The organism is Mesorhizobium sp. W067 (assembly GCF_054719525.1).
Genome location: NZ_JBTTII010000001.1, coordinates 797,461 through 817,249, shown reverse-complemented (window position 1 = coordinate 817,249; position 19,789 = coordinate 797,461). Strand labels below are relative to the sequence as shown.

Sequence of the window (19,789 nt, the reverse complement as noted above, 5' to 3'; positions counted from 1 at the left end):
GTCCTCGATCATGGTCACCTTTCCTAGCCGTTCGGCAGCGGCGACGGGAGTAACAAGGTGGTCGTGAAACCAGCGACCGGTGGCGTCATCCAGCGCCGCGCCCGGCCGTGGCCGAAGGACTGCACTTTGCCGGTCTCGGCCAACTGCTCGAGCGCCCGCTGTACGCTGCGCTGTCCGGCGCCCAGCGCCAGCGCCAACGCCGAGCTGGCCCAGGATTCACCATCAGCCAGGAAGGCCAGCACCGCGGCGTGCCGCTCCTCGATCGGCCGCGCCAGCACCGCCACGGAGCCTGCTTCGCGCGGCTTTAGCGCAAAGCCCTGGCTGGTCGCGCCGATGCCGGCCAGCGGGCGCAATTCGGCGCGCAGGCGGCCGATCTCGACCCGCAGCCTGGCGCGATGCGATTCATCGGCATGCCGGCCGCCAAAGGCGCGGGCAATCAGCGTCGCCCTCGGCACATCCGCCGGCCAGGCTTCGGCAAGCGCGCGCGCCAGCGCAAACAGCACCGGGCGCGTTGCCAGGGATATCGTTGTTTCCTGCTCGTGCACGATATAGCGGAACGTATCGACGACCAAGGCCGGCGACGCCTGCAGTGCCTCGACCTCCTTGAGCAGCAGCGGGCGCTCCTCGCCGCCTGCGATCAGCCGCGCCGCCGGCGTCTCCAGTGCCAGGAAGGCGCTGTCGACCTCCGCCATGAGACCCGGAATGCCGGCCCGGCGGGCGGCATAGCGCGCCCACTCAAGGGCTGCGCGCGCGGCCTTCGTCTTCAGGCGCCGCATGGCGATGCCGGCAACCGCGAGTTCATGCGCAGCGCGTGAGGCCGGCGGAAGCGGCGACGGATCGAGCCCAACCAGCACGTCTTCAGCCTCGTCGAGGCGGCCGATCAGAAGCAGGCGGCGCACCTTGAGATGCCCGGCATGCGCCGCGTTCAGCCGGTCGCCATGCTTTTCCAATGTCGACCGCGCCGCGTCGAGCGCCTTGGATGGCCAGCCGAGATCACGCGAAACAAGCGCGATCTCGGCTTCGGCGACAACGCATCTGGCGCGCGCCACCGCCTCCTTTGGACCGAAGGCACGGCCGGCCCTACGCAACAGTACTTTGGCGCGATCGAAATCGCCGAGCTGCGCCATGGCAATGCCGCGCAACGCCAGCGCCGGGGCATCCTCGCGCAAGGCGACGCGGTCGAGTGCCGCCAGCGGATTGCCCGCCGCCAGCGCCAGCCCTGCCGCGGTGATCAGCGAGTCCATGCAAATCCCGTCACATTTGTAACTCCCACCGCTCCCCTTACCGGCCCTAACTTAAGTCACCACCGCCAAGCAGCAAGCCGCGGACGGCGACCTAGCCATCTGGACTGGTTGAAGACGCCCAGGCCTGCGTTGACGGCAATATTCGCATTCGCTAGCCTGAGCATCTCAGACAGTCGTATTAAGCTTCTCAATAGGGAAAATCCGACCATGCCTGCTTCCGAGGACTTCGAGCCCACCGTGCGGCCTCGCCACCCCTGCTGCGGTGGCCCGCCTGCAAATGCCGTCACATTTGTAACTCCGCCCTCGCCGCCTCGCGGCCCTAGCCTGCCTCACGATCAACAGTCAACGACAAGCCACAACGGCTCAACAACTGGCAAAGGAAACAAGCAATGACCAAGCACGTGGCAATGAAGACCCCACCGGTCGTTTCAAGGCAGGAATGGGAAGCCGAGCGCGAAAAGATGCTGGTGAAGGAAAAGGCAACGATGCGCGCCAGGGACGCGCTGTCGGCCGAGCGCCGGCGCATGCCATGGATGGAAGTAGACAAGGCCTATGTGTTTGAAGGTCCCAACGGCAAAGCGAGCCTGCTCGATTTGTTCGAGGGCCGGCGGCAGTTGATCGTCTACCGCGCCTTCTACGAACCCGGCGTCCACGGCTGGCCCGAACATGCCTGCCGCGGCTGTTCGCTCGGCGCCGACCAGGTCGGCCATCTCGCCCATCTGAACGCCCGCAACACCACCCTTGCCTATGCCTCGCGCGCGCCGCAGGCCGACATTGTCAACTTGAAGCGGCGGATGGGTTGGGAGATGCCCTGGTACACAATCACCGACAGTTTCGACAAGGATTTCGGCGTCGACGAATGGCACGGCCACAACGTGTTCATCCAGGACGGCAAGAAAGTGTATCGCACCTACTTCATCAACAACCGCGGCGACGAGCAGATGGGCACGGTCTGGAGCTACCTCGACGCAACGCCGCTCGGCCGCCAGGAAATCTGGGAGGATTCGCCCGAAGGCTATCCGCAGACCGAGCTCTACAGCTGGTGGAACTGGCACGACAATTACGACGCCGCACCCGACAAGACGTGGGAGGAAGTGTCGGCGGCCGGCGAAGCCGCGTTCCGCAACAAGGACGGCAAGTAAGGACCTGGAGCGGCGCCCATCCAGCTTGGTTTCCTGTCCCTCACGGGACAGGAAACCCGGGCATTGATCATCAAGGGATTATGACCATGAGCGATATCGGCACAGGCACCGGCAGTGAGGTCCCTCAACGCTCCGATGCAGTTTCTCTCCGCACCGCCGAGTGGCTATGCCTCGCCGCGGCCCCTGTTTTCGCCGTGATGGCGCTGCTCACCTGCATTCACGCTGGCGACGGCGTCATGTCGTGCCTGGGGGCCGATGCCTCCCCGCTCACCGGCATGCCGGTGATGTATCTCTTGATGAGCGCCGTCCATCTGGCGCCCTGGCTGCGCGTGATTTCCGGCCGGCCGGTCCGGCGATAGGCTGGACCGCCGCCGCCATTCTACCGCTCTTTACGTCGGAGAGAGACAATGAAGCTGGTCAGGCTGAGAGCGCCGGGCGGGTTGGACAAGCTCGACCTGGTCGAGGAGGATCAGCCCCGGCCTGGGCCGGGCGAAATGCTGGTCAGGATTCGCGCCTGCGCGCTGAACATGCGCGACGATTTCGCCGTACAAGGCAAGGTGCCGCTCGCCGACGGCCGCGTGCCGCTGTCGGATGGCGCCGGCGAGGTGATCGCCATCGGCGACGGCGTCGACACGTTCAAGCCGGGCGACAGCGTCGTCAGTGTTTTCTACCCCTGGTGGCTGGCCGGCGACATGAGATCCGATACAAGCCGCGACATTCCCGGAGACAGTTTCGACGGCTTCGCCAGCGAGTATGTGTGCATGCCGGCGCAGGCCTTCACCAGGGCGCCGGCGGGCTATACGCATCTCGAGGCGGCAACGCTGACCTGCACGGGCGTCACGGCCTGGCGCGGCCTGGTGACATGCGGCAAGGTAAAGCCCGGCGACACCGTGCTGATCCTTGGCACCGGCAGCGTGTCATTGTTTGCGCTGCAATTTGCCAAGGCCGCCGGCGCAAGGGTCATCGCCACGTCGTCCGATGAAGAGAAGCTGGAGAAGCTCAGACGGCTCGGGGCCGAGAGCGTCATCAACTACAAGGCGGTGCCGCAGTGGGGCGGCAGGGCCAGGGAACTGACGGACGGACGCGGCGTCGATCATGTGATCGAGGTCGGCGGACCGGCGACGCTGGCGCAGTCGATAACGGCCTGCCGGACAGGCGGGCATATCGCACTCATCGGCGTCCTGACCGGCTTTGCTGCAGAAGTTTCGATCCCGGCGCTGTTTTCGAACCAGATCCGCATCAGCGGAATTTCCATCGGCAGCAAAGCCGACCAGCAGGACATGATCCGTGCCATAGAGGTCAACCGCCTGAAGCCCGTCATCGACAGCAGCTTTCCACTGCAGGATATCGCCGCCGCCTTCAGGCACTACGAAGCGCAAAGGCATTTCGGCAAGGTCTGCCTCGAGCTTTAGATCCTGCGATCGGCATTCCTACCCAGCGGCCGGCGCCAGCGTCCCGCTTGCCATCAGGCCCCAGAGCTGATCGGCGGTCAGCTGTCTGGCCGAGCCGTCGTAAGCCACCCTGCCGAGGCTGAGCACGACGATCCTGTCGGCCAGCGCCCTGACCGTCGACAGGTCGTGCGTGACCAGGATGACGCCGGTGCCGCTGGCGGCGATCGAACGGATCAGCTTGACGACCTGCGCGGTCTGCTTGACGCCGAGCGCGGCGGTGGGCTCGTCGAGGCAGATCAGCTTGACGTGATCGGCAAGCGCGCGGGCAATGGCGATGGACTGCCGCTGGCCGCCCGACAGCGAGCGCACCAGAACGTTTTCGTCGCGAAGCGTGACGCCCAGCGCGGCAAGCCGGGCACAACACTGCTCGGCGGCCTTTCGGTCGTCGCGAACCGGGAAGACACCGAGCCAACGCCGCGTTTCCTCACGCCCGAGGATCATGTTGTGGGCGACGCTGAGGTTTGGGCAGAGCGCCAAATCCTGGTAGACCGTCTCCAGGCCGGCGCCGCGTGCATCCTGCGGGCTCCTGAAGGAAATCGGCTGGCTCTCAAGGGTCATCGCGCCGGCATCGGGCTGGATGGCGCCCGAAATAATCTTCACCAGCGTCGACTTGCCGGCGCCATTGTCGCCGAGCAGACAGACGATCTCGCCTTTGCCGACCGTGAAGCTCGCCTCTTCCACGGCCGTCAGCGCGCCGTAGGATTTGCGGGCGCCGGCAATCGAGAATGCCGGACCTTGCGGGGCTTCTGCATTGCCCGCCGTCACGGCAGGGCCGGCCGAGGCGACGGCACCATTGTCCGCCACCGTGAAGTTGGTCGCGGCCGCCCGAGCGCGCCGGCCGCGAAAACCGATCGCAGCCTGATCGGCCACCAACGCCAGCAACAGCATGCTTCCCACCGAAATGGATTGCCACCATGATTGCAGGCCGACGAAGATCAGTCCTGCATTGAGGATGCCGATGGTGGCAACGCCGATGGCGATGCCGAGCGGCCGTCCGGAGCCGCCGGAAAAAGCGACGCCGCCAAGGATCGCGGCGGTGAGCACGTCGAGCTCGAAGCGAACGCCGATGGTCGGCGTGATGCTGCCGAGACGACCGGCGATCAGAACCGAGACCAAACCGATCAGCAAGCCATTGGCGGCGTAGAGGCCAACCACCGTGCGTCCCACAGGAATGCCGCAGAGTTCGGCCGCGCGTGGGTCGCCGCCGATGGCATAGATTCTTAGTCCCGTGACCGTGCTGGTCAGGACAAAGGCTCCGGCGACAAAGACCAGCGCGGCGATCACCACGGTGTACTGGATGCCGAAGATCTTGCCCCGCCCCAATTCGAGCAGAGCCTCGGGAAAACCATAGACCGCGGTGCTGGAGACGACGAAGGCAAGGCCGCCATAGAGCGCCAGCATCGCCAGCGTGACGATCAACGGCGAGATGCTCAGCCTGCGCACCAGCAGACCGTTGAGCAGACCGAGCAAAAGGCCCAGACCCAGGCCGACACAGATCGCCAGCAGCGTGCTCTGCGTCGCCACTGCAACCTTGGCAGTGATGATGCCGATCAAGGCGACCATGCTGCCGATGGAGAGGTCGACATAGCCGGCGATCAGCAGCGCGGAGGTGCCGAGCACGGCAATCAGGATCGAGGTCGAGTTGACGCCGATGACGACGAAATTGTCGAGGCTGAAGAACGATTTGTTCAACAGCGAGAAGGCGACGATCAACCCCAGCGCAACCAGGGCAAGGCCGACGCGGCCCGAGGCCTCGCCGGGCGGCTTGGTGCCGGGCAGCAGGGATGAGGCTGCTTGCATCGGCAGCCGCTCGGATCGAACATTGTCTGTCATCATGCCCAACCGGACTCAAGGATCAGAACCGGCCGGCCAGCCACGGCTGGATCCGGCCGGCGCAACACATTGGGCGCTACTTTGCCTCGGATGACCAGGGGAAATTCACATACTGGTCGCGCGTATCGTAGCAGATGTTGCCGTACATCCTGAGATAGATGTCGCGGCGCTTCGGGTCCTTGTAGACCGCGGCCGGATCGGCCACGTCGGCCTCGTATTGGGCCATGTAGTCGCTGGTCAGCGCCACGGGGAGGATATCCATCGCCTGCGGGATGCTCTTGCCCTCCAGCCAGTCGGCGGCGTGCTGGCCCATGGCATAAGCGAAGACCGGCGACGCCAGGCTGATGCTTGCCTTGTAGGGACCGCCGCCTTTCTTGATCGCGGCGACTGCCTCCGGTTCGCCGTCGATGCCGCCAAGGAACTGGTCCGGCCGCGCCTTGCCCGCCGCTTCCAGGGCAGCCAGCGCGCCGAGCACGACCGTGTCGGCGCCGAGCACGACATCGACGTCGGGATGGGCCTGGAGAATGGTGCTCATCGTGGCAAAGCCGCCTTCCTTGTTGACGGGATTGGGTGAGATGTCGGCGACGATGGTGACACCGGGCATTGCCTTGAAGATGTCGCGCATGGCGGCAAAGCGCGGCGCCAGGAATTCCATGCTGTCATGCGACAGGATGACGACATTGGCCTTGCCGCCGAGCTTGTCCTTTATGTAGGCTGCGGCCGCTTCGGCCAGCACCTTGCCGGTCTCGTATTGCGGCGCATTGAGCAGCGACGTGGCTGGCGGCGGCACGATGGTGCCGACATAGGCGCCCGACCAGATAAGCTCCTGCAGGCTGCGGCTCATCGAGGCCGGGTCCACGGGCGCCGCCACCAGACCGCCGATCTTGGAGGCGAGAAACAATTGCACCTGCTCGACCCCCTTGGCGGCGTCATTGTTGGCAAGCGCGCGGCGATATTCCAGCCCGCGATCCTTGGCGGCGGCGGCCAGGCCGCGGTCGACGCCCTGCATGAATTCACGCTCGTTATCCTGCGCGAAGGCCAGCACCTTGTTCAGGCCGGGCGGTGGGCTGCAGGCCGGCGCCTTCGGATCGAACGGCGCAAATACCGCCGGCTTGGTGAGCCCGGCCGGGCCGTCCTGCGCGCTTGCCAGAATGGTACCGCCCGCGAGCACAGCGGCAACGCCGAGCAGCGTCGCCAGCATCATGTTCCTGTCAGATCGCATTTTACTTCCTCCCTGTCGTTGATTGTTGCCGCGCTTCGTAAGCCTCGCGGTCGCTACTCTTCCCAGTCTCCCCAGATACCCACCTTCCCGCTTGCAAGTCAAAAGTTTTTCCAGTGGAATTAATTAATCAGAGATAGTCGGGTGGCTCGCCCACGCGATCACGCCTTGGCGATCAGCGACTGGACGGCTTTGGCCAATTCCGTGCCGAGCACGCGATGCGCGTCGCTGTCGAGGTGAATGCCGTCTACCGCGCTCGATTCGACGACGTCGCCGGCGTTGAAGAAGGCGGCGCCGGCGCGCCGGGCCGCATCGCGGAACAGGCCGGCAAAGTGCATCGACTTTGCGGCGCCGCCCAGGAACATCTGGCCGAACCAGTCGACCTCCAGCATCGGCGGCGGCGCTACTATCAGGACCGCGGGCGCCACGCCCGCGGCGCCAGCTTCGCTGCGCAGGACAATTCTGGCCAAAATCTCAATGGAATCAGCGACGTCGTTCGGGGTTACCGAGAACCTATGCTTGAGATCGTTGGTGCCGAGCATAAGGATGACGAGGTCGAGCGGCATATGCGTTTCCAGGCACACCGGGAGCGATTTGAGCCCGTTCTTGTGGAGACCTTCGATCGGATCGTCGTGCACGGTGGTGCGCCCGCCCTGCCCTTCTTCGATCACATCCCATCCGCTGCCGAGCTGGCGGCGCATGATGCCCGGCCAGCGCCGGTCGGGCGTGAAGCGGCGCCGTCCGACGCGGGCCAGGGTGGGAATGGCGCCATAGGTATTGGAATCGCCAAAGCACATGATGGTCCGGGTCTGCGTCACGGCATTGCTCCTCCAGGCTTGCATACTTTGAACGCCAGCAGGCTGGCCGGCGTCAACTACATTTTTCCATCGGGTGGATTTAAGTGTTGCCTTGCCGTGCCCGCATTGCTACGTCAGCGCTTTGATCGGCTCGCCTTGCGGCCAACCTCCTTGCGCAGGGGAAAGCGTGACCGGCACCAGCTTCTTCAGTCTCGAAAAGATCGCCGAGGGCCGCAGCGGCGGAACCACGCAGGCCGAGAGCCGCGTCTACAACGAACGCCTGATCGTCTCGCTGATCCGCCGGCACGGCCAGCTGGCCAAGACCGATTTGACGCGGCTGACCGGGCTGGCCGCGCAAACCATCACCACCATCGTCAACCGCGCCGCCGACAACAAGCTGCTGCTGCGCCTGGAGCCTTTGCGCGGACGGCTGGGGCAACCCTCGGTTCCCTATGCGTTGAACCCGAAAGCCGCGTACGCCTTCGGCCTCAAGGTCGACCATCGCAGCGCCGATGTCGCCCTGGTCAATTTCGTCGGCAACGTGATGGCGTTCGAACGCACACTGTTCGACTATCCGACGCCCGTCGAGGTGATGAAATTCGCCAAGGGCGCCATCGCGCGCATGTGCCGCAAGCACAGATCGATAGAGCAAGACCGCATCGCGGGTCTTGGCATCGCCTCGCCATTCCATCAGTGGAACCTGAGCGAAGAGGGCGCGGTGCCGGCGAGCAGGCTGGATGCCTGGAGGGAAATCGACATTCGCGCCGAACTGGACCGGGCGTTCGACTGGCCGGTGTTCCTCTACAACGACGCCACGGTGTCGGCCGCGGCCGAACTGATGTTTGGCGCCGGCGGATCGCGCGCCGACTTTCTCTATGCCTATGTCGGGCACTTCATCGGCGGCGGCCTGGTGCTCGATCATCACTTGTTCCCCGGCCGCAACAAGCTGGCCGGGGCGCTGGGCGACATGCCGGTGCCCGCGCCGGGGCGCAAGGGCGACCGGATGACCCCGTTGCTGCGCGTCGCTTCGCTGCATTCGCTGGCCGGCAAGCTCAACGACCAGGACAATGGGGATGAGGGCGCCGGCCGCATCTGGTCGTCGCCCGACGACTGGGGCGGCCTTGGAGAGCCGCTCACCGCGTGGATCGATGAGGTTTCGGACGGGCTTGCCTATGCCGCCCGCAGTGCCGTTGCCTTGCTCGACATCGACAATGTGGTGATCGACGGCGCCATACCGAATGGCGTGCGCAAGGAGATCGCCAAGGCCATGCGCAGAAAGCTGGCACGGATCCTTGTCGATCGCCCCGAGCCGTTCTCCGTCATCGAGGGGACGTTTGGCCATCTCGGCCCCGTTATCGGCGGCGCCAGCATTCCGTTGCTGGTGAAATATTCGAACGACAAGGAACTGCTCTTCAAGGAATAGGCGCGCAGCCGCCGGCACCAGGCATTCCCCAAACAGCGAACTGTGAGACTTGTCACATACCTGCTCGTGAAGCGCGTGCTACTTGCACCCTGCGGTCGGTCGACGCCGAAAGAAATCGCCTGCCCTGGTCTGGCGGTGACGGGCCTTTCACTTTATGCTGTGGCAGGTTGCATACTCTCAACGGACCTTGATGCCGCAAGCGGTGTTCTCGTCGGCGTCAGGCCGCGACCAGGAGTTTTGTCATGCTCCGACTTTGCGGATTCATCGCGGCCTTCATCCTTGCCGGCCTCACAAGCTTCGAGGCCTGCGCCGATCGAAGGGTCGCGCTTGTCATCGGCAATTCCGAATACCGCAACATTCCGGCGCTGAAGAACCCGGCCAAGGATGCCCAGGACGTATCGGCCACGTTCCGGCTGGCGGGCTTCGAGGTTTTCGTCGCCGAGAATCTCACCAAGCAGCAGTTCGAAGGCCAGTTCCGGGACTATCTGGCCGCCGCCGACGGCGCCGATCTCGCCGTCGTCTACTATTCCGGGCACGGCTTTCAGATCGGTGGCGAGAATTTCCTGATACCGGTCGACGCCTCGTTGAAGAAGGCGGCCGATATCGAGGTCCAGGCCATCAAGCTCAACGACGTGCTGGAGCAGTTGCGCTCGAAGTCGAAGATCCAGGTGATCATCCTCGATGCCTGCCGCAACAACCCCTTCCCGCGCAACAATTACTGGCTGCGCGACCAGCTTGTCACCGCCGGCAATACCGGGCTGGCGCAGGTGCGAAGCTCGCTCAACACGCTGATTGCCTTCGCCACCGAACCAGGCGCGGTCGCCTATGACGGCAGCGGCGACCTCAGCCCGTTTTCATCGGCCTTTTCGCGGCGCGCGCTGGCGCCGAACCAGGAGATCCGCACGGTCATGTCGGCGGTGCGCCGCGATGTCGTGCAGGCCACCAACGGCATGCAGGTGCCCTGGGAAAATTCCTCGCTGATCGATGACGTGGTGCTGGTGCGCCGCAACAACCGGCCTTCGCTGCCGCCAGTGCTGGAGAAGGTAGTGCTCTCGGGGGTCGGTCCTGTCGCTCTCGGCCTGCCGGAGCCGGTCGATGTCGATGGCGGCGCTATCAGCGTCAGCATCGAACGTCCGCCGGCAATGGGCCGTCTGGTGCTGGACGGCAAAGACGTCGCGGTGGGCGAACCGATCGCCGGCAAGGACCTGCCGCGCCTGCAAATGGATGTCCCCAAAGGCGCCGCCACGCAGGACGAGGTGGATATGCTGGCCTATGCCACGCATGACAATTGGGGCGGCGGGAGCCAGGGCATACTCGTGTTCCGCGTCAAGAGCGGCGAAGGTGCGGCGGGTCAGCAGATCATGGCTTCTCTCGAGGCCGAGCAGAAGCAGCAGGTGCTGGATCGCGGCATCCACATCACCGGGGCTGCCGAAGCGATCGAGAACCGCAAGCTTGATATTCCCGTCGGCGTCGGCCCGGTCGCGCTCAATCTGGATTTCCCCACCGACGATCCGGCGGTCAGCCTGAAGGTCACGGGGTATCCGGCAACGGGAACGCTGTCATTGCCTGATCGAACCTTGTCGCCGCAATCCAGCCTTCTGGCCGGTGAAGTCGACCATCTCCGTTACGAGCCGCAGATCGGCGCCGGCGCGCCGGTCGAGGTCGGCTTCGAAATCCGGGCCGACAGCAGCTCGGCCAAGCCGGCGACGATGAAGCTGTCGCCGACGGTCGATGCCTGCGATACCGCCGCCGGCGAGCCTCTCGACCTGCAAGGGGTGGTGCCCGGCCTGCTGCCGAACGAGATCGGCGCCGGTGCGGTGGCAGCCTGCGAGGCGGCCGTGAAAACCTATCCAGACGTCGCCCGCTTCCACTACGAGCTCGGCCGCGCCCTGCTTGCGGCAGGCCAGGTTAGAGAGGCCAGGACAGCCATCGAGGACGCCGCCAAGAAAGGCCATGTGCGCGCCGTCTTCGAACTCGGCTATCTCAACGCAACCGGAACCGGAACGACCATAGACCGCACCCAGGCCAACGCTCTCTACAAGGCTGCCGCCGACAAGGGCGATCCTTACGGCATGACCTCGTGGGGACGCGCGCTGTTCAATGGTTATGGCGTCAACCGCGATACGGCCAAGGGCCTCGACCTGCTGCTCAAGGCGGCGGCCATGGGGCACACCTATGCCATGAACGATCTTGCCGCCATCTTCACCGAGGGCCGCAATGGCGTGCCTGCCGATCCGGCCCGCGCCGTCGCCTTCCTGCAAGCGGGGGTGCAGCGCCAGGACATGTATTCGATGAACCTGCTCGGCCGCAATTACCTCGCCGGCCAGGGCATCGACAAGGATCCGAAGACGGCGCAGGCGCTGTTCCAGCAGGCCACCGATCTTGGCCAGCCCTACGCTCCGGGCAGCCTCGCCCGCATGTACAGGGATGGCGCCGGTGTGCGTCAGGACCCGGCGGAAGCGCAAAGGCTGTTCGAACTGGCGACCACGCGCGGCGATCCGTCGAGCGCCTATGATCGCGCGGCGCTTGAAATGGCGAAAGGCGACAAGGCCGATCAGGCTGTCGCGGTGCGCTTCCTGGCATTCGCCGTCGCGCTCGATCTGCGCAAGGAGCTGCCGGACGCCAAAAAGGGCCTGGCGCAGTTCGGCACCAAGCCGAAAACGGCAGCTTTGGACGCCCTGCGTCGAGAGCTCAAGTCGAAGATTCCCGCGTCCGGTTCGCTGGACACGCAACTGGTCAATGCGGCCCGGGGGGTCTGGGAAGAAGCCAATCCGCGTCGGGATTTGTTCTGAACAATAAGGAGGCCATGGTGGGCAAGGCATTCAAGCAGACATTCGGGCAGGCATTCATCGGGATAATTCTATCCGGCGTTCTGGCCGGGCTCATGGGCTGCACCTCGGTGTCGCCGATGTTTGAGCCGGCATCGCCGGTGAAACATCGCAAGGTGGTTCGCGCAGCACCCCAGCCAAAGGTGGTCAGATTCAAGAAGGCGGCCACCGGCAAAGTGATCAAGCCGGCCGAGGAGATCCCGCAAAAGCCGCCCGTCATTCCCGCTCTCGGCGGTAGCGGCGGAGGCGGTGGGGCTGGCGGCGGCGGCGGCGGTTGGGGATGAGATCGTCGACCAAGGGCGCTGCACTCAGCGGCCCCAAAGGGTCTTGCTAAGATCCGCATGAGCCTTGGACAACGTCAAGCCGAAATCGTCCATCCCTGTCGCGGCATCGGTTGGCCAGCGGACAATTCGGCGCAGCGCTGCACGGAAAAGGCAGCGGACGAACGCTGCCAGTGCAGAGGCCACGACCGCCGCCGGATCGAGTCTGCGAGCCGCCAATGCCCGATGGGCCTGTTGTGTTTCGAGATAGCGGGCCAGCGCAACATCGTGACGCGATGGTGCGCCAAGCTCCTGCCGGTCGCGCCCGGGGTCGTCATGCCAGATGGGCCACTCGGTCGGGCTAGGGTGATGCACGGTATCCTCCTGCGAAAACAGATCCAGTGCGAACAATCTCCTCAAGCGCCGTGAGCAACGCGTGGGAACCTGCGTGATGGAATCGTGAAAAGCGCCTCGGCGGCGGAATAAGTGTTGAAATGGACCGAGCTTGAGCGGATCGTCGTCGCGCTGTGACCGTGGCGGATCCGATGACCGGACCTTATCTTCACCTGCTGGGTGGTTTCGACTTTGCCGGCGTCGGGGCCACGGTTCCAGCCATCAGCCGCAAGGCGCGTGCGATGGTCGCCTATCTCGCGCTGCAGTCGGGGCATTCGCAGTCGCGCGAGAAGCTGGCGACCCTGCTCTGGGGCATCAACAGCGAGGCGCAGGCGCGAATGAGCCTGCGGCAAGCGGTATCGTCTGTCAGGAAGGCCATGCAGACGTGCGGCGGCGGCCGCTTCCTCACCGATGGCAACAGCGTCGCTCTGCATCTCGACGGCCTTGATTTCGACGTCGCGCGGTTCGAGGCGCTGGTCGCCAGCCCGGCACCCGAAGACCTCGAACTGGCGCTCAATGTCTACCGCGGCGACCTGCTCGACGGCTTCGGCCTGAAGGAGGAGCCATTCGAGGACTGGCTGAGGATCGAACGCGAGCGGCTGCGGGCATTGGCCGTCGCGGCGCTCGACAGGCTCGTCGCGCATTATGCAGCGACGAACGATCCTGCCGCATGCGTGCGCGCGGCGGCGCGCCTGCTGGCCATGGACCCGTTGAGGGAGGATGTCCACCGTGCCCTGATGCGCGCCTATGCGGCGCAAGGCAGGACCAATCTCGCGCTGAAGCAATATGAGCACTGCCGCACCGCGCTTCTACGCGATCTCAAGCTGCAGCCGGAGCCGGAGACGCGGCAATTGTTTGAGACGCTGCGCACACGCCGCACAATGGCGCCGGCACGGCCACCCACGACCGATGCGGATGACGCTACCGGCTTCAGCCACGAACTCGCAGCCCCCCCGACCCACTATGTCAAATCGGCCGGGATCAACATCGCGTATCAGGTGACCGGCGACGGTCCGGTCGACCTGATCCATGTGCCGGGATGGGTCTCCAACCTCGACCACGCCTGGGGCTCGCCGCGGCTTTCGCATGTGCACCGGCGGCTCGGCACTTTCTCGCGCCTAATCCGCATGGACAAGCGCGGCACCGGGCTCTCGGACCGCAATGTCGGTCTGCCGACCCTGGAAGAGCGGATGGAAGATGTGCGGGCAGTGCTGGATGCGGTTGGCTCGAAGCGCACGGTGCTTTTCGGCAGCTCCGAGGGCGGCCCGATGTGCATGCTGTTCGCGGCGACCTATCCCGAGCGCACAGCGGCACTCGTGCTCAATGGGGCCTACGCCCGCGGCAGGTGGTCACAAGACTATCCGTGGGCGAAGACAAGCGAGCAGGTGGAAGAGGATCTGGCGATCGTCGAGAAAGAATGGGGAGCGGCGGCGGATATGAGCAACGCGGCGCCCAGTCTGATGAGCGACACGTTCGAGACAGAATGGTTCGCCGCCTATCTCAGGAATTCTGCCTCGCCCGCCGACGCGATCGCCCTGTGGCGCTGGGGAGCCGAAATCGATGTTCGCGACATTCTGCCTGCTGTCCATGTTCCGACACTGATCATGCAGACGACTGGCGACGGCTGGGTGAAGCGGGAAGAAGGACGTTACCTGGCGACGCACATCGAGGGCGCCCGATACATTGAGTTCGCCGGCCGCGACCACGTCATCTGGGGCGAGAATTCCGATCGGATCGTCGACGAGATCCAGGCTTTCGTCACCGGCGCCTTGCCGGCGGCCCCAGGCGAACGGCTGCTTGTGTCGGTGCTGTCCCTCGATATGACGGGCTCGCCTTTCGGCATCGACCCGGCCGAGCGGCACGCCGAAGCGCTCCGTGGCGAACTCCTCGCGGCCGAAGGCAGAGAGATCAGCCGATCGGACGGCAAGGTGCTCGCGGTGTTCCAGCGGCCAACGCGGTCGATCCAGTGCGCGATCGCCATCCGCGATCGCTTGCGGCAATCCGGTATCGAGGTCCGCTCGGCGGTGCATATCGGCGAGTGCGAGCAGCGGGGCCATCAATTTTCAGGCGCGGCGATCGAACTGTCATCGCGTCTGCTTGACCATGCGCGGCCGGGCGAAATCATCGCATCAAGGACGGTGCGCGATCTCGTGGTCGGCTCCGGCCTGCGGTTCGAGGAGCGTGGCGAAATGGCGGCAAGCGGGCTGCCCGGCGCGTTTCCGTTCTATGCGGTCGATGGTTCGGCTTGAGCCGCTAGGTCACCTCTTCCCTGCCCCGAACCGCAGCCCGTCCATCAGCAGCTTGACCAGCCGGCGCGAGCGGTCGCGCCAGTCCTTGGTGTCGGGGGCCGAGTAGATGCCGCCGAGTGCGTGCAGCACATCGGAGGCGTCGACGTCGCTGCGGATCGAGCCTTCGGCCACCGCCGCCTCGACCAGTTGCCGCAAGGCCAGCGACACCCGGCCCGACATGTCGGAGAACACGGCGGAATTGGTGTTGAACAGGATGCGCAGGCTGGCCGCCAGGCCGCGCTTGGTGGCGATGTAGTCGACGAAGCGCTGCATCCACTGTTCCAGCGCCATGTCGGCCGAATGGTGGCTGGCGAGGTCATCGGCCGCCGCACAGAGCGCCTCGACTTCACGCCGGTAGACCACTTCGACCAGATGCTCGCGGGTTGGGAAATGCCGGTAGAGCGTGCCGATGCCGACGCCGGCCTGGCGCGCGATCTCCTCCAGCGAGGCATCGACACCGTGCTCGGCAAAGGCCGCTGCCGCAACCTCGACCAGCCGGTCGCGGTTGCGCTGCGCATCGGCGCGCAGCGGCCTTGGCGCTGCGGCTTCGCGCTTCTCGTCGGCAATTGCTTGCGACTGCTCGGTCAATTTTTTCTCCACTGTCGATATATGGGGGCTTGAACCCAAAGGGGTAAGCCCCCAACTAGATAAACGGAGGCGCCTCCGTATTAGTGGAGCAGTCTTATCATATAATCAGGGGAGCCGGTATGTCACGTGTTGAGATTGTGAAGACTGAAGCATCCCCTGCCCGCTGGAGAGTTGGGGCGGCAGAGCTGCCAATCTCCCCACTCGTGGGGGAGATGTCCGGCAGGACAGAGGGAGCGCTGTCCCGCCGACCAACACCCGCTTGGAAAGGTCTATTTCGACGCATGTAAATCGGGAACGTCGCATTCCTTCGCGCCCCCCTCTGCCCTGCCGGGCATCTCCCCCACAAGGGGGGAGATTAGGCGCACCGCCCTTGCCCTCTCCTACCCGGACGCCATTTCATTCCCCTGGCGTCAAGCAACTGGAGCCAGACGCCCATGACCAGCCTGACCACCATCCATCTCATCATCAACGGGCACGACCATGAACTGCAGATCGAGCCGCGCGTCACGCTGCTCGATACGTTGCGTGATCGCCTCGACCTGACCGGCACCAAGAAGGGTTGCGACCAGGGCCAGTGCGGCGCCTGCACGGTGCATGTCGAGGGACAGCGCATGCTCGCCTGCCTGACGCTTGCAGCTCAAGCCGAAGGCCGCGAGATCACCACCATCGAAGGATTGGCCGGCGACGACGGCACGCTCAACGCAGTTCAGGCTGCTTTCCTCGACCAGGATGCTTTCCAGTGCGGTTACTGCACGCCGGGACAGATCATGTCGGCGGTGGCGTGCATCCGCGAGGGCCATGCCGGCTCGGATGACGAGATCCGCGAATACATGGCCGGCAATCTGTGCCGCTGCGGCGCCTATCCGCACATCGTTGCCGCCGTACGCCAGGCGGCACTGGAGGTGGCGTCATGAGGGATTTTTCCTACGTTCGCGCCGATAGCATCGATGCCGCACGCCAAGCTGCCGCCCTGCCCGGGGCCATGCTGCTTGCCGGCGGTACGACGCTGGTCGATCTCGCCAAATGCGGCGTGGCCGAACCCGACAGCCTGGTCGACATCACCCATCTCAAAGGGCTCGACGCCATCAAGGTCGACGCTGACAGTGCCATGATCGGCGCGCTGGCCAAGATGAGCCTCGTCGCCGACAATGCCGAGATCAAGACCCGCTTTCCCGCGGTCTCCGAAGCGCTGTGGCAGGCGGCTTCCGCGCAACTGCGCAACATGGCGACCATCGGCGGCAATCTGATGCAGCGCACGCGCTGCCCCTATTTCCGCGATCCCGCGAGTTTTTCCGCCTGCAACAAGCGCTCGCCCGGCAGCGGCTGCTCGGCGATCGGCGGCGTCACCCGCGGCCATGCCGTGCTCGGCACCAGCGACGCCTGCATCGCCATGTATCCCGGTGATCTCACCACCGCGCTTGTCGCCTTCGACGCCGTGGTTCATCTTGGCGAACGCCAGGTTGCCGTCGACGACTTCTTTCTCCTGCCCGGCGCCACGCCCGACAGGGAACATGCCATCCAACCGGGCGAGATGATCACGGCCATCAGCATCCCGGCTTCAGCCGCCGCCCGTCGGTCGACCTATCTCAAGGTTCGCGACCGGCAGTCCTATGAGTTCGCCGCTGCAAGCGCCGCGGTCGGCATCGACTTCGAAGCCGATGGCCGCACCATTCGCGACCTGCGCGTCGCGCTGGGCGGCGTCGCGACGAAGCCGTGGCGGGCGCACGCCGTGGAAGCGGCGTTGAAGGGCAAGGTGCTCAGCGAAGACAGGGTGCGGGCGGCCAGCTTGCTCGCCGTGGAAGGGGCCATCGGCCACGGCGCCAACCACTACAAGATCGAACTGGCGCCGCGCGTCGTCGCCCGCGCCATCCTCAAGACGGGAGCCATGGCATGACCATTCACGACCCGAGGGCACGGCACGGCGACGCTTCGGACGGCACTGCCGATCAGGTTGGCGGGCGGCTGTCGCGCGTCGACGGCCCGGCCAAGATTACCGGTGCGGCAAAATACGCCGTCGAGCAGCAGCTCGACGGGCTAACCTACGGCGTTCTGGTCGAAAGCACGATCGCGTCAGGCAAGGTGCGCTCGATCGACACGTCAGCCGCCGAGGCGGCACCTGGTGTGCTCAAGGTGCTGACGCCGGACACCATCATGCCGCTGAAGACTGCATCGGACTGGTTCGGCACACCGCCGCCGGACAAGCCCTACTGCCCGCTGGCGCGCGATATCACCTTTTCGGGCCAGCATGTCGCCGCGGTCATCGCGGAGACCTTCGAGCAGGCCGTTGCGGCCGCAGCCCTGGTCAAGGTCAGCTATGACGAGACGCCGGCCATCGTCGACCTCAGCGACGCCAAGGCGGGCGACGGCATTCCGATCGCCGCCATGACCAAGGAATGGGGCGATGCGCAGGCCGCTTTCGCCGCTGCCCCGGTGCGCGTCTGCGGCGCCTATAACACGCCGCGCGAATACCAGGCGCCGATGGAGCCGCATGGCCTCATCGCCCGCTGGGAGGGCGACCGGCTGACCGTGTGGGAACCGAGCCAGTGGCTCGACGGTATGGCCCGCACCTATGCCGAATGGTTCGGCGTGCCGTTCGAAAATGTACGGCTGGTCTCGCCCTATATCGGTGGCGGCTTCGGCTCCAAGGCGCTGGCGCTCGGCCACGGCGCGGTAGCGGCTGCCGCAGCCAAGATGCTGGGACGGCCCGTGAGGGTGGTCATGACTCGGCCGCAGACTTTTACCGGCTATGGCGGCCGCGCCGCGACCCGCCAGACGGTGACGATCGGCGCCGACCGTGACGGAAAAATCCAGTCGATCGTGCATCGCGGCGTCAATGAAACGTCGATCGACGGCATGTGGGTCGAGCCGTTGGGCGTGGTCACCTCGATCATGTATGCGACGCCCAACTTCTCCTCGAAGCAGAATGTCGTGCGGGTGAATTCGGTGGTGCCTGGCGCCATGCGCGCGCCGGGCGAAAACCCTAGCGCCTTCGGCATCGAAAGCGCCATTGACGAGCTCGCCTACGAGGTCGGCATCGATCCGCTGGAGATCCGGCTGAGGAATTACGCCGAGCAGGATCCGCACGCAAAAAAGGCTTGGTCGACGCGGCAGTTGCGCGAGGCTTTCGCGGCTGGCGCCGAACGCTTCGGCTGGGCCCAGCGCACGCCCAAACCGCGTTCGATGCGCGATGGCAACCAGCTGATCGGCTGGGGCGTCGCCGCCGGCACCTATCCGGTACGGCGCGCTTACGGCGAGGCCATCGTGCGTATCCTTGCCAACGGCTCGGTCGAGGTCGAAAGCTCCTCGATCGACATGGGCCAGGGCACCTACACGATCCTGGCGCAGACGGCGGCCGAAACGGTCGGCGTGGCGGCCGACCAGGTCGTGGTGAAGCTCGGTGATTCCCGGTATCCCCGCGCCGGCGTAGCCGGTGGGTCGCGGCTGGCCGGCGTGATGACGGGCGCGGTCTACAAGGCGGCGACATCGGCGCTCGACCAGCTGGTCGGTCTGGCGATCAGCGATTCGCGCTCGCCCTTCCACGCGCTGCAGGCGAACACGCTGGTCGTCGCCAATGGCCGCATCAGGTCGCCGCGCGGCGATGGTCCCGATGTCTCGATCGCCGACCTGCTGGCCAGCGTCGGCCGCGACCGCATCGAGGCCACAGGCGACACCATGCCGGCGAACTCGACGGCCGCCGATCGCTACAAGAACTACACCACCATCGCGGCGGCACTGCCGCACACCGACAGGCGACACCATGCCGGCGAACTCGACGGCCGCCGATCGCTACAAGAACTACACCACCATCGCGGCGGCACTGCCGCACACCGAGGGCGACTATTCGCGCCACTCCTGGTGCGCGCATTTCATCGAGGTGCGCGTCGACGAGGATTTCGGCACGGTGCGCGTGTCGCGCGTGGTATCGGCGCTGGATTCGGGCCGGCTCTACAACCCCAAGCTGGCCGAAAGCCAGTGGAAGGGCGGCATCATCATGGGCATCGGCCAGGCGCTGCTCGAAGAAGGCATTGTCGACCGCAGGCATGGCCGCATCGTCAACAACAATCTCGGCGACTATCTGGTGCCGACCAATGCCGACATCTGCGATATCGAGGTCATCTCGGTCGGCATTCCCGACCTGCACTCCTCTGTGCTCGGCGGCAAGGGTGTCGGCGAACTGGCCATCGTCGGCGTAGCGCCGGCGATCGCCAATGCGGTGTTCCATGCGACGGGAAAAAGAGTGCGGGACTTGCCGATCACGCTGGAGAAGTTGATCTAGGAAGCGGCGTGCGTAATCTCCCCCCTTGAGGGGGAGATGTCGCCGAA

At 65.3% G+C, this 19,789-nt stretch carries 15 protein-coding genes and 1 pseudogene; 10 read left to right on the top strand and 6 right to left on the bottom strand.

The window, feature by feature from the left end:
• Nucleotides 1-23 precede the first annotated feature (23 nt).
• The gene (locus tag ACYG97_RS03975; RefSeq protein ID WP_023733976.1) at nt 24-1,244 is read right to left on the bottom strand and encodes a hypothetical protein; all 1,221 of its coding nucleotides are present in this window, start codon (nt 1,242-1,244) and stop codon (nt 24-26) included.
• Nucleotides 1,245-1,633: 389 nt separating this feature from the next.
• Between ACYG97_RS03975 and ACYG97_RS03970 the strand changes: the two genes are divergently transcribed.
• The 3 genes from ACYG97_RS03970 to ACYG97_RS03960 all read left to right on the top strand — a co-directional run bounded on the left by ACYG97_RS03970 (nt 1,634) and on the right by ACYG97_RS03960 (nt 3,798).
• The gene (locus tag ACYG97_RS03970) at nt 1,634-2,386 is read left to right on the top strand and encodes a DUF899 domain-containing protein (protein WP_023733975.1); all 753 of its coding nucleotides are present in this window, start codon (nt 1,634-1,636) and stop codon (nt 2,384-2,386) included.
• Between the two features lie 86 nt (nt 2,387-2,472).
• Nucleotides 2,473-2,745 carry a hypothetical protein gene (locus ACYG97_RS03965; protein ID WP_023695475.1) on the top strand — a complete coding sequence of 91 codons (273 nt, stop codon included), beginning with the start codon at nt 2,473-2,475 and terminating at the stop codon, nt 2,743-2,745.
• A gap of 48 nt (nt 2,746-2,793) precedes the next feature.
• The gene (locus ACYG97_RS03960; RefSeq protein ID WP_023733974.1) at nt 2,794-3,798 is read left to right on the top strand and encodes a zinc-dependent alcohol dehydrogenase family protein; all 1,005 of its coding nucleotides are present in this window, start codon (nt 2,794-2,796) and stop codon (nt 3,796-3,798) included.
• Nucleotides 3,799-3,816: 18 nt separating this feature from the next.
• Here ACYG97_RS03960 and ACYG97_RS03955 read toward each other — a convergent pair whose 3' ends face one another.
• The 3 genes from ACYG97_RS03955 to ACYG97_RS03945 form a co-directional block, all read right to left on the bottom strand.
• Nucleotides 3,817-5,637 carry an ATP-binding cassette domain-containing protein gene (locus tag ACYG97_RS03955; RefSeq protein ID WP_198029703.1) on the bottom strand — a complete coding sequence of 607 codons (1,821 nt, stop codon included), beginning with the start codon at nt 5,635-5,637 and terminating at the stop codon, nt 3,817-3,819.
• Nucleotides 5,638-5,746: 109 nt separating this feature from the next.
• Nucleotides 5,747-6,892 (bottom strand): sugar ABC transporter substrate-binding protein, encoded by a 1,146-nt coding sequence (locus tag ACYG97_RS03950; RefSeq protein WP_032905967.1) that lies wholly within the window; start codon nt 6,890-6,892, stop codon nt 5,747-5,749.
• A 158-nt stretch (nt 6,893-7,050) separates the two neighbouring features.
• Nucleotides 7,051-7,707, bottom strand: a complete 657-nt coding sequence (locus ACYG97_RS03945) for an SGNH/GDSL hydrolase family protein (protein WP_023733972.1) — start codon at nt 7,705-7,707, stop codon at nt 7,051-7,053.
• Nucleotides 7,708-7,873: 166 nt separating this feature from the next.
• On the opposite strand from ACYG97_RS03945, the gene ACYG97_RS03940 reads away from it, so the two are divergent.
• From ACYG97_RS03940 to ACYG97_RS03930, 3 genes are all read left to right on the top strand, one after another.
• Nucleotides 7,874-9,109: an ROK family protein gene (locus ACYG97_RS03940; RefSeq protein ID WP_023733971.1), complete on the top strand. Its 1,236-nt coding sequence runs from the start codon at nt 7,874-7,876 to the stop codon at nt 9,107-9,109.
• A gap of 242 nt (nt 9,110-9,351) precedes the next feature.
• Entirely contained in the window at nt 9,352-11,901 is a 2,550-nt protein-coding gene (locus ACYG97_RS03935; protein WP_023733970.1) for a caspase family protein, read from the top strand.
• A gap of 14 nt (nt 11,902-11,915) precedes the next feature.
• Nucleotides 11,916-12,221 (top strand): hypothetical protein, encoded by a 306-nt coding sequence (locus ACYG97_RS03930; RefSeq protein WP_023727043.1) that lies wholly within the window; start codon nt 11,916-11,918, stop codon nt 12,219-12,221.
• A gap of 24 nt (nt 12,222-12,245) precedes the next feature.
• On the opposite strand, the gene ACYG97_RS03925 is transcribed toward ACYG97_RS03930, so the two are convergent.
• Nucleotides 12,246-12,608 (bottom strand): hypothetical protein, encoded by a 363-nt coding sequence (locus ACYG97_RS03925; RefSeq protein ID WP_023733969.1) that lies wholly within the window; start codon nt 12,606-12,608, stop codon nt 12,246-12,248.
• A 134-nt stretch (nt 12,609-12,742) separates the two neighbouring features.
• On the opposite strand from ACYG97_RS03925, the gene ACYG97_RS03920 reads away from it, so the two are divergent.
• Entirely contained in the window at nt 12,743-14,839 is a 2,097-nt protein-coding gene (locus ACYG97_RS03920) for an alpha/beta fold hydrolase (protein WP_033004015.1), read from the top strand.
• A gap of 9 nt (nt 14,840-14,848) precedes the next feature.
• Here ACYG97_RS03920 and ACYG97_RS03915 read toward each other — a convergent pair whose 3' ends face one another.
• Nucleotides 14,849-15,466: a TetR/AcrR family transcriptional regulator gene (locus ACYG97_RS03915; protein WP_023709407.1), complete on the bottom strand. Its 618-nt coding sequence runs from the start codon at nt 15,464-15,466 to the stop codon at nt 14,849-14,851.
• 434 nt (nt 15,467-15,900) lie between these two features.
• Between ACYG97_RS03915 and ACYG97_RS03910 the strand changes: the two genes are divergently transcribed.
• The 3 genes and pseudogenes from ACYG97_RS03910 to ACYG97_RS03900 all read left to right on the top strand — a co-directional run bounded on the left by ACYG97_RS03910 (nt 15,901) and on the right by ACYG97_RS03900 (nt 19,742).
• The gene (locus ACYG97_RS03910) at nt 15,901-16,380 is read left to right on the top strand and encodes a (2Fe-2S)-binding protein (protein WP_023733967.1); all 480 of its coding nucleotides are present in this window, start codon (nt 15,901-15,903) and stop codon (nt 16,378-16,380) included.
• Nucleotides 16,377-17,360, top strand: coding sequence for an FAD binding domain-containing protein (locus tag ACYG97_RS03905; protein ID WP_023733966.1), 984 nt, complete (start codon nt 16,377-16,379; stop codon nt 17,358-17,360). Before ACYG97_RS03910 ends, ACYG97_RS03905 begins: the two co-directional genes overlap by 4 nt.
• Nucleotides 17,357-19,742, top strand: a pseudogene (locus ACYG97_RS03900) (xanthine dehydrogenase family protein molybdopterin-binding subunit). The gene ACYG97_RS03905 and the pseudogene ACYG97_RS03900 overlap by 4 nt, the downstream one beginning before the upstream one ends.
• Nucleotides 19,743-19,789 lie beyond the last annotated feature (47 nt).